Source organism: Pseudomonas laurentiana (assembly GCF_014648275.1).
Lineage (GTDB): Bacteria > Pseudomonadota > Gammaproteobacteria > Pseudomonadales > Pseudomonadaceae > Aquipseudomonas > Aquipseudomonas laurentiana.
Genome location: NZ_BMQU01000045.1, coordinates 1 through 9823, shown reverse-complemented (window position 1 = coordinate 9823; position 9823 = coordinate 1). Strand labels below are relative to the sequence as shown.

Here is a 9823-nt window from a genome sequence, read left to right as displayed (position 1 = left end):
AATGACAGTACCTGAAGGTCGTGCTGAAGGTCATCGATCGTCAGGCTGAAGTGCGCGTGATTGGCGGCTGAGAACATCCCTGGTCCCCCGGTGGCTGCTGCGAGGCACGGACGCTAACAAATCAAGCCACGGGATGGATGTAGGACGCTTCCGAAATTGATCACGCGGGTCGAAAAAACACACAAGGACCTCGCGGCCTTGCCTGTTTTTTTGTGGGAAGCAGGCTTGCCTGCGATGCGAGCACCTTGCACTCACTGACACCGTGTTGATGCCATCGCAGGCAAGCCTTGCTCCCTCAGGGCGCAGCATCCTGACAGCATTACGCTAATGCCGGAGGTTTTTCAGCGAAACCTCAACCAGCTCTTTAGCCACTTCAACCTGATAGAAAACGCCTTGAATCAGTAACTCGGCCTGCGACCCACTGTGCTCAAGGGCTTGTCGCGTGGCCGCAATTGCGCACGCAAGGTGTTTGTGGGCATGCAACAAGGCGACTTCTGAGGAAAGGTCCTGACGAACACGCAGTGCGGGAGGATCGGGCGTGAGTTTGATCATGGCGCAACTCCTGACTTTCGGTGGAGCTGCCACGAATCGCGACTAAACGATAGTAGGTGGCAGCTGTACGCAGGTTAGTCGACCGGGAAGTCAGGCACCCGGCGCACCCGAGGGTGCCCCACGCACAGCCGCCATAACACGACATTACAGGTACAAAAATACCCGCAACGGTTACAGAGACGCGATGCGCCTGACATTGAGATTCGGGCGACTAAACCCGGTCGCTGAATAGACAACGACGCGGCAAGACTAGTCCGCGCCAATGGCAGGCACAACGGCAAGAACGCCGGAAAAGTATGCTTGGGAAATGTCTTACTTGAAACAGCGAATTTTCACTATCACTCGCCGGCAAGCAGCAGCGACGGCGATGCATTCGCCCGTTTGCGCTGCATCAGGTCCGCCGCCCGTGCCCGCAACTGGCCGCAACCACCGTCAATGTCCTGCCCCGCCGAGTTGCGCACTTTGGTCAATACGCCATTGCTGTGCAGGTAGCGCATGATCTGCTCGATGCGATCTGCGTCAGGCCGCTGGAACTCATCGGCCTCCAGGCTGTTGTAAGGGATCACGTTCATGATCGCGTACTTGCCTTTGAGCAAGCGCAGAATCCCGTCCATTTCTTCCTGGCTGTCGTTGATACCTTTGAGCAGTGTCCACTGGTACTGAATCGGGTAATCGATCTGCCGCGCATAGGCTTCGCCCAGCTCGACCAACGTTTCAGGGTCGATCCGTGGCGCGCGCGGTAGCAACTGCTGGCGCAGCGCCGCATTGGTGGTGTGCAGCGACAGCGCCAACGCCGGTTTGACCTGCTGTTGTGGCAGGCGCTCGAACACGCGCGGGTCGCCCACGGTGGAGAACACCAGGTTACGCTGGCCGATACCGCCTTCAGTGCCCAGCAGGTCGATGGCCTGCAGCACGTTGTCGAGGTTGTGGGCAGGCTCGCCCATGCCCATGAAGACCACTTTCTTGACCGCTCGGTAACGCCGGGCCAGTGCCACCTGAGCCAGAATCTCGGCAGTGCTCAGTTGCCGCAGCAGGCCGCTTTTGCCGGTCATGCAAAATACACAACCCACCGCGCAGCCCACCTGGCTGGACACGCACAAACCACCGCGTGGCAGTAATACGCTTTCCACCTGCTGACGGTCAGCCAGCTCCACCAGCAGGCGCGCCGAACCATCGCCACCGGGATGTTCGGCGCTCAGCCGTGCCAGGCTGTCGAGTTCGGCACTCAACTGCGGCAGGGCCTGCCGCACGCTCAAAGGCAGGAAGTGCTCGGTTTTCTGACGACGGGTGCCCGTGTCAAGCGGTACGCCGCGCAGCCAGGCACGGGTGATACGCCCGATATGCACAGGTTTGGCGCCAAGGTCGGCGAGCCGCTGGTGGAAGTCTTGGATAGTCATGGGGCGCGCATGCTATCACCGCTCATACACGGCGGGGAATCTGCAACAACACGCGCAAACCGTCACTGCGGCTATCGAACGCCAACGACCCGGCGCAACGCTGGACAATCGCCTGAACGATCGCCAGGCCCAGGCCGCAACCGTTGCTCTGGCCATTGCGCCAGAAGCGCTGGGTCAGGTGCTCCACGTGTTGCGCCGGAATACCCGGCCCATGGTCCCGCACCTTGAAATCAATGCGTTCTCCCTCCAATTGCACGTGCAATTCCACTGGCGCACTGCCCTGGGTATGGCGCAGGGCATTCTCCAGCAGGTTGCGCAATGCCGCGACCGCCAAGGTCGATGGCATGTCCAGATACACCTCGCCCGCCCCTGGGGCCAGGTGCAGCGCGATGCGCCTGGAGCCCTCCTGGCCGATGTCCTGAATCGCCTGCCGAGCGACATGCTCGGCGTTGCATTGCACGCCATCGTCGAACGACAGGCTGCCCTCAACCCGCGCCAACAGGAGCAATTGCTCAAGGGTACGGTGCATACGGTCGGCCCCCTGCTCGGCATGTTCCAGTGCTTGTTCACGGGCAGCACCCTCGGTCATGCGTGCAACCTGCAGGTGGGTCTTGATTGCAGTCAGCGGGCTGCGCAATTCATGGGCGGCATCGTCAGTCAGCCTGCGCTCACGCTCGATGGTCTGGCCGATGCGCTGAAACAGCTGGTTCTGGGTTTCCAGCAACGGTTGCAGCTCACTGGGCATGGCCCGCAGCTGCAACGGCTCAAGTGAATCAGGGCTTCGTTTACGCAAGGCATCGCGCATCCGATTCAGCGGCGCCAAGCCCCTGCCCAAGCCCAGCCAGAGCAAGCCCAGGGTACCGAACAACGCCACCAGCACCGGCGCTGAAGCGGCCAGCAGGATTGAGCGATTCAAGGCTTCACGCTCTTGATGACGGTCTGCCGTGGTAATACGCACATCACCACGGGCGAAGGTGAAACTGCGCCACGACGCACCGTCGATCATCTGGTCATGAAAGCCGATCCGATCGTCATCCAGAGGCTGTTCACCGTGGCTGTGATTACGGGCAAGGATCTCACCGCGCAGGGAACTGACCTGGCAGGCCATGCCGTCAGGGACGCTCATCTGGTCAGCGCTCAGGCGCGTGCCCTCGCCCTTGCTGGTCAGCGGTTGTGGCAATTGGTCGATCAGACCCGCCACCATCCGCGCCGAAGCGACCAGGCGCTGGTCGAGGGAAAACATCATTTGCTGACGCAGGTCGCGCAGCATCCAGGCCGCGGCAAACGCCCAGATCACCACAAAAGCGGTGCCGAGGATCAGGCTCAGGCGTAAACGCAGGCTCATCAGGCCTCCTCTTCAGGCAGTTGGGCAGGCCCCAGTCGGTAACCCAGCCCGCGTACGGTCTCGACAATGGCACCACCCAGTTTTCGCCGCAGGTGGTGAATATGTACGTTCAAGGCATTGCTTTCGACTTCATCACCAAACCCATAGACGCTGTCCTTGAGCTGCTCGCTGGACAACACACGGCCACGGTTGTGCAGCAAGGCGTGGAGCAACGCCTGCTCGCGGCGCGACAGGTCTACCGGTTGCCCACCCAGGCTGGCCTCGCGGCTGCTCGGGTCGTAACTCAAGGGGCCGTGCTCGATGATGTTCACTGCACGGCCCGCCATCCGCCGCATCAGCGTATGCAGACGTGCGGCCAGTTCGCGCAGGTCGAAGGGTTTGAGCAGGTAGTCGTCGGAGCCGGCCTGCAGGCCATCGACCCGGTCGCTGACCGCGTCCCGTGCGGTGAGGATCAATACCGGCAAGGTCTCACCCTGTTGACGCAAACGGCGCAGTAGCTTCAAACCGTCCTCATCGGGCAGGCCCAGGTCGAGCACCATGACATCGAAGCTGGCGGCCTGGAGCATGGCCTGGGCCGCAGCCGCACTGGCCACGCGATCGACCGTCAGGCCTTGCGCACCAAGCCCGGCGACGATCCCGCTGGCGATCAGGTCATCATCCTCGCAGAGCAATACGTGCATGGTCAGTCTCGATCATAAAAGGCCCCATTGGAGCGCAGGCGGATTAACCGAGGATTATGCCGCGTCAGCCTCGACCCGTCGCGCATCGGCCGACGGTCGCTTCTACCGTCGGTTAACTTTGAGTTAATCAGCCAACGGCAAGCTGAATGAGTGATAGCGCTGACAAGGACCCGATATGCGCGTTTTTCTGATATCCCTGTTGGTACTGTTCAGTAACCTGAGCCTGGCCCAACCTTTCAACAAGCCGTTCGCTCAGCCAGACTTCCTGGCGGTCGACAAGGCCTTTGTGTTCAGCAGCGAACGGCTTGACTCCGGCCAGACGCGTCTGCACTGGCAGATCACCGACGGCTATTACCTGTACCAAAAGCGCCTGAAATTCGATGGCCTACCGGCAGAACAACACCCCACGCTGCCCACCGCACAAACCCACACGGACGAATTCTTCGGAGAAAGCCCGGTGTACCGGGGCGAGCTTGAACTGATCGTGCCGGCCCAGGCCAGTGGCCAACTGCGAATGGGCTGGCAGGGCTGCGCCGATGCGGGCCTGTGCTACCCACCACAAACCGCTACGGTAGCCCTCTCGCCCGCCGATCCCGCTCGGAGCGAGCAGGCAAGCGACCAGGCCCTGGCCGGCGACCTGCAACACGGCACACTGCTCTGGAGCCTGCTGGCCTTTCTTGGCCTGGGCGTGCTGCTGGCGTTCACACCGTGCTCCTTGCCCATGCTGCCGATCCTTGCCGGGTTGGTGCTGGGTAACGGCGCCAGTGCCCGCCGGGGCTGGGCGCTGGCGTCGGTGTACGTGCTGAGCATGGCCCTGGTGTACGCCGGCCTGGGTGTCATCGCGGCACTGCTGGGCGCCAACTTGCAGGCGTGGTTGCAACAACCCTGGTTGCTCGGCAGCCTGGCAGCACTGTTCGTACTGTTGGCCTTGCCAATGTTCGGTGCCTTCGAGTTGCAATTGCCCAACTGGCTGCGTGATCGCCTTGAACAGGCCGGACACAACACACGCGGTGGCAACCTCTATGGTGCCGCGCTGCTGGGCGCCTTGTCGGGCCTGTTGATGGGGCCGTGCATGACCGCACCGCTGGCCGGTGCATTGCTCTACATCGCGCAAAGCGGCAATGCCGTGCAAGGCGCACTGGTGCTGTTTACCCTCGGTCTGGGCATGGGCCTGCCATTGTTGTTGCTGGTCACCCTCGGCAACCGCTACCTGCCACGACCGGGCGCCTGGATGGAACGAATCAAGGGCTTCTTCGGCTTTGTATTCCTGGCGATGGCGCTCTACACCCTACGGGCAGTGCTGGACCCCGCCGTGTGGCTGGGCCTGGCTGGCGCGTGGCTGATCGCCCTGGCCTGGGCCACCTGGACGACCTTGCAGGCCCGGCGCCCGCTGCAGGCATTGGCGCTGTTGCTGGGTTTGTGGGGCAGCCTCATGGTAGTAGGCGCAGCGGCAGGTGGCAGCGACCCTTGGCGGCCGCTGGAACCCTACGCAGGCGCAAGCGGCGGTGAAGCACGGGCGGCCAGCGCCGATGCCTTCACCACGGTCAGCGACCCGGCAAGCCTGCAGCGCGAGCTGGATGCCGCCAACGCCCAGGGACAGTGGGTGCTGCTGGACTACTACGCTGACTGGTGCGTGTCGTGCAAGGTCATGGAGAAACAGGTATTCGCACGCAGCGATGTGCTGACCGCGCTGAACGGCGTACGCTTGCTGCGCCTGGACGTTACCGCCGACACCCCGACCAGCCGCGAACTGCTCAAGCGCTATGCGGTACCAGGCCCGCCCAGCCTGATCTGGATCGGTCCCGAAGGCAACGAACGCCGGGCACGGCGCATCACCGGTGAAATCGATGCGCCGAACTTCCTGCAACAGTGGTCTGAGACCCGGAGCCAAGGTTGATGCTGACTGTGAATATCGGGCCACTGGCCCTTGGCCTCGACCACCTGCTGCTGTTCTGCGCACTGGCCATCGCCAGCCTGGTCGGCTGGCGGGTAGCACGACGCAATGGCGATAACCCCGAGTCAACGCTGTTCAACCTGTTTTTGTTGGGTGTGCTGGTCGCACGCCTGGCATTTGTCATCCGTTACTGGGCGTTCTATCAGGAAGACCCACTGCAGATCATCGATATTCGGGATGGCGGCTTTATGCTCTGGCCAGCCATTGCCGCGGTGCTGCTGGGCGCGCTCTGGAAGGGCTGGCGACAGCCACGGCTGCGCGCCCCCCTCGGTTGGGGGCTGTTCAGTGGCGGCGTGTTCTGGGCACTGACAAGCTTCGCCAGCCACCTATATGAACAGAACACGCAGTTGCCGCCCATCAGCCTGCGCGATGCGCAAGGCCGTGCGGTCGCACTGAGCGATTACCGCGGTCAACCGCTGGTGATCAACCTCTGGGCGACCTGGTGCCCCCCTTGCCGACGAGAAATGCCGGTGTTGCAACGTGCCCAACAAGAGCGTCAGGACGTACTGTTCCTGTTCGTCAACCAAGGAGAGTCGCCGCACACCGTGAGTAACTTTCTGGCAACCACTGGGCTGAACCTGTCCCATGTACTGTTCGATTCAGGCGGCCAGTTGGGCCAGCAGGTCGGTTCCATGGCGTTGCCCACAACCTTGTTCTACACCCCCGACGGCCGCTTGCACGGTAGCCATCTGGGCGAACTGTCCAGGGCCAGCCTGAGCCATGCCCTGGAATCCTTTGAGCGCGACCGCGCCACCTCCACCGCTCCAACAAGGAACACACCATGAAGATGCCTGCCGCACTCGCGTTCAGCCTGGCCCTCGGGCTCGGCCTACTGCCGACGTATGCCGTGCATGCCGAAACACTGCCCGAAGCCATTCAAAAGATCGAAGCCAAGGGTGCAACCATCAAAGGCGAATTCGCCGCACCCAATGGTATGCGCGGCTTTGCTGCCGAGTACCAGAACCGCGGCATGGCGCTGTACCTGACGCCAGACGGCAAGCATGTACTGGTTGGCAGCCTGTTTGATGAACAAGGCAAGGACCTGAGCCTGGAGCCGCTGGAAAAGCTGGTCTATGCACCCATGGCCAAAGCGATCTGGGCCAAGCTGGACAAGACAAGCTGGATCGCCGATGGCAAGGCCGATGCGCCGCGCATCGTCTACATGTTCAGCGACCCCAACTGCCCCTACTGCAACCTGTTCTGGCAGCAGGCACGGCCTTGGGTCGAGTCTGGCAAAGTGCAGTTGCGGCACATCATGGTCGGCATCATCCGCGAAGACAGCCCGGCGAAATCGGCGGCACTGCTGGCCAGCAAAGACCCGCAAAACGCCCTGCAACAGCATGAAAAGGCCGGCAAGGCCAGCACCCTCAAAGGGCTAGCGAGCATCCCGGCCGATGTACAGGCCAAGCTCGATGCCAACATGGCCCTGATGGATGAACTGGGGCTGTCGGCCACCCCGGCGATTTTCTACCTCGACGACAACCAGCAACTGCAGCAACAACAGGGTGCGCCAGCGCCAGAGATGCTCGGCAAGATCCTTGGCAAACGTTGAGTCGCTGACCGCAGGGCTGTGCAGCAACCACAGGTTTGCGTCGCCGCCCAACCCTCGGCAGAATGCGCCCCGACCGGAATCAACCGGTCAGGGGCCAGGGCAGGTATGCACCACCCGTGGCCCATGGAGCCGGCATCCCAGGATGCTTCACACGGAGTGTTTACCCCATGCGTTCCCTGCTGTTGAAAAGCCTTGTTGTCGTGAGCGTGCTGGCGATTGCCGCCTACGGCTACACCCGCTACGCCATGCGCTACGGCTCCGGCACTGCGCCTGATATGGCGGCGGCCAGCGAGCAGGCCGACACCCTGATGGTCTACAAGGCGCAAAAGCGCATGCAATTGCTCAAAGACGGCGTGGTGCTCCAGGAATACAGCATTTCCCTGGGCAAGAACCCGGTCGGCCACAAGCAGGCCGAAGGCGACGAACGTACCCCCGAAGGCCGCTATACCATTGACTGGCGCAACGAGCAGTCGATTGCCCACCTGAGCCTGCACATTTCCTATCCGAATGCCGAAGACAAGCAACGGGCCGCAGCGGCCAATGTCGAACCAGGCGGCAATATCATGATCCATGGCCTGCTCAATGGCTGGGGCGGGATCGGCGAGTGGCACCGCCGCTGGAACTGGACCAACGGCTGCATTGCCGTCACTAACCAAGAAGTGCGGGAGATCTGGTCACGGGTACCGAACGGTACGCCGATCGTGATCAATCCATAACCCAAACGGACACGCCACAGTCACATCAACGGCAATGGATGCGACTGTACATGCGCGGACCGATGGATTGGGGCCGACGTTCAAAGCATGCCATACAACAGCCGTCCAATCCGGGCGTACCTGACTCGCCGCAACAACCTGCGCACCGGCGGCGGGTAATCGGTGAGGGTGTCCAATGCCGAGTAGCTTTCAACGCGCGTCGTATGGCGTGCAAGCTGTGCAAGCTCTTCATCACGCGGCATTGCCCATTCAGCCTGCGGGTCGTCGATAAGCAAGGCATTTTCCAGGTCCAGCCGAAACCCGCGGGGGTTGAGATTATTGCCGGTCAAGAGGGTATAGCGTTGGTCTACCCACACCCCTTTCAAGTGAAAACTGTGATTGCCGTCTTTCCACAGATGCAGATTCAACTGATGACGGGCAATGGCGTCGTGATGCTTGCAGGCGAAAGCACGCAGTTTGATTTCGTAAAAGTAAGGCAGCGCTGCGCTCAACGTGAACGGTTCGTCGGGCGGGACAAAAAAATCATTGGCGGTCTTGTCGCCAATGATGATGTCGATGGTGACGCCACGCTTGAGCGCACGTTCGATTTCCCGTGTCAGCACCGGCGCCAGGTTGAAATAAGGCGTACATAGCGTGAGGCGCTTTTGGCTGGCGGCCACCAATTGGCACAGGGCCCGGTTCAGGGGATTGTTCCTGCCAACACCCACCAGAGGAATCACCCGCAGCCTACCCGACTCGTTGTTTCCTGCCGACGTATCATAGGCGGCACGCTTGAGACGACTCCTGAACGCCCTGATGGCGCGGTGCAAGGTGCGGGACCTGGGTGGCGCGGGCACGTCCAGTCGATGTGTCGCCCTGGAGCCCAGCAAAGCGTTCTGAATCAACGCCTGCACTGAGTCAGCCAGCAGTTTGTTGTGGAGCACGTGATAGCGGTCCAGGCGGTACTTATCGAACTTGTGCAGGTAGACGTTACTGATGCTGGCACCGCTGTAGATCACGCAGTCGTCGATAACACTGCCTTTCAAATGCAGCACGCCGAAGAGTTCTCGGGTTTGTATCGGCACGCCATAAACCGGCACCTCCACCTCGCGACGTATTCGTTCGGCGTAGTACCAAGCCGCGTTGCCCGGTTGCTTGCCTGCCCCGAGCAAGCCCCGCTGAGCGCGGAACCAGTCGACCACCACCACGATATCCAGCATTGGCCGGGCCACCTTGGCCTGATAAAGGGCGTCGATGATTTCCTGGCCGGATTCATCCTGTTGCAGGTACAAGGCGGTGATGTAAATGCGATGCTGGGCGGAGGCAATATGCTCAAGCAGACAACGTCGATAGTCGGCAGCCGTTGGCAGGACCGTGATCGAGTCGGCCGACAAATCAAAACCACGTAGCGCTGCAAGGGGAGTTTTTCGAGGGTAGAGCCGCATAAGCCTCTCAAGATAGACGAACAACGATGGTGCCGTTTTTTCAGATTAACTCACTCCTGCAGGGATTTTGCATTTCCCTGCAGGAGCGAATTGATCCGAGAAAATATCACTCAATAACGTTCAAGCCGAACTCATTCGCTGCATCCTGCAACCACAGCCACCAGTAATCGGAGAAACTGCGACGAATCAGCAGTTCCCAGGTG

The 9823-nt window shown here is 61.2% G+C and carries 10 protein-coding genes; 4 read left to right on the top strand and 6 right to left on the bottom strand.

Features of this window, described 5'->3' with window-relative positions; all coding sequences use genetic code 11:
- Positions 1-324 precede the first annotated feature (324 nt).
- From IE038_RS23435 to IE038_RS23420, 4 genes are all read right to left on the bottom strand, one after another.
- Complete coding sequence (locus IE038_RS23435; RefSeq protein ID WP_163934594.1) at positions 325-552, bottom strand: hypothetical protein; 228 nt, start codon at positions 550-552, stop codon at positions 325-327.
- Between the two features lie 338 nt (positions 553-890).
- Positions 891-1949 (bottom strand): RNA methyltransferase, encoded by a 1059-nt coding sequence (locus IE038_RS23430; RefSeq protein ID WP_189396387.1) that lies wholly within the window; start codon positions 1947-1949, stop codon positions 891-893.
- Positions 1950-1971: 22 nt separating this feature from the next.
- Positions 1972-3294, bottom strand: coding sequence for an ATP-binding protein (locus IE038_RS23425; protein WP_189396386.1), 1323 nt, complete (start codon positions 3292-3294; stop codon positions 1972-1974).
- On the bottom strand, positions 3294-3974 hold the full coding sequence (locus IE038_RS23420) for a response regulator (RefSeq protein ID WP_189396385.1): 681 nt from the start codon (positions 3972-3974) through the stop codon (positions 3294-3296). Before IE038_RS23420 ends, IE038_RS23425 begins: the two co-directional genes overlap by 1 nt.
- A gap of 175 nt (positions 3975-4149) precedes the next feature.
- Here IE038_RS23420 and dsbD point away from each other — a divergent pair, with 175 nt between their 5' ends.
- From dsbD to IE038_RS23400, 4 genes are all read left to right on the top strand, one after another.
- Complete coding sequence (dsbD, locus tag IE038_RS23415; RefSeq protein ID WP_163934591.1) at positions 4150-5871, top strand: protein-disulfide reductase DsbD; 1722 nt, start codon at positions 4150-4152, stop codon at positions 5869-5871.
- Positions 5871-6713 carry a prolipoprotein diacylglyceryl transferase family protein gene (locus tag IE038_RS23410; protein ID WP_189396384.1) on the top strand — a complete coding sequence of 281 codons (843 nt, stop codon included), beginning with the start codon at positions 5871-5873 and terminating at the stop codon, positions 6711-6713. The genes dsbD and IE038_RS23410 overlap by 1 nt, the downstream gene beginning before the upstream one ends.
- Positions 6710-7480, top strand: a complete 771-nt coding sequence (gene dsbG / locus IE038_RS23405) for a thiol:disulfide interchange protein DsbG (RefSeq protein ID WP_163934588.1) — start codon at positions 6710-6712, stop codon at positions 7478-7480. Before IE038_RS23410 ends, dsbG begins: the two co-directional genes overlap by 4 nt.
- Before the next feature lie 167 nt (positions 7481-7647).
- On the top strand, positions 7648-8196 hold the full coding sequence (locus tag IE038_RS23400) for a L,D-transpeptidase family protein (protein ID WP_189396383.1): 549 nt from the start codon (positions 7648-7650) through the stop codon (positions 8194-8196).
- A gap of 80 nt (positions 8197-8276) precedes the next feature.
- On the opposite strand, the gene pssA is transcribed toward IE038_RS23400, so the two are convergent.
- Together pssA and IE038_RS23390 are read right to left on the bottom strand one after the other, a co-directional pair.
- Positions 8277-9620 carry a CDP-diacylglycerol--serine O-phosphatidyltransferase gene (pssA, locus tag IE038_RS23395; protein WP_163934585.1) on the bottom strand — a complete coding sequence of 448 codons (1344 nt, stop codon included), beginning with the start codon at positions 9618-9620 and terminating at the stop codon, positions 8277-8279.
- 106 nt (positions 9621-9726) lie between these two features.
- A partial coding sequence (locus IE038_RS23390) for a sarcosine oxidase subunit gamma family protein (RefSeq protein WP_229775730.1) occupies positions 9727-9823 on the bottom strand: 97 nt, incomplete at its 5' end.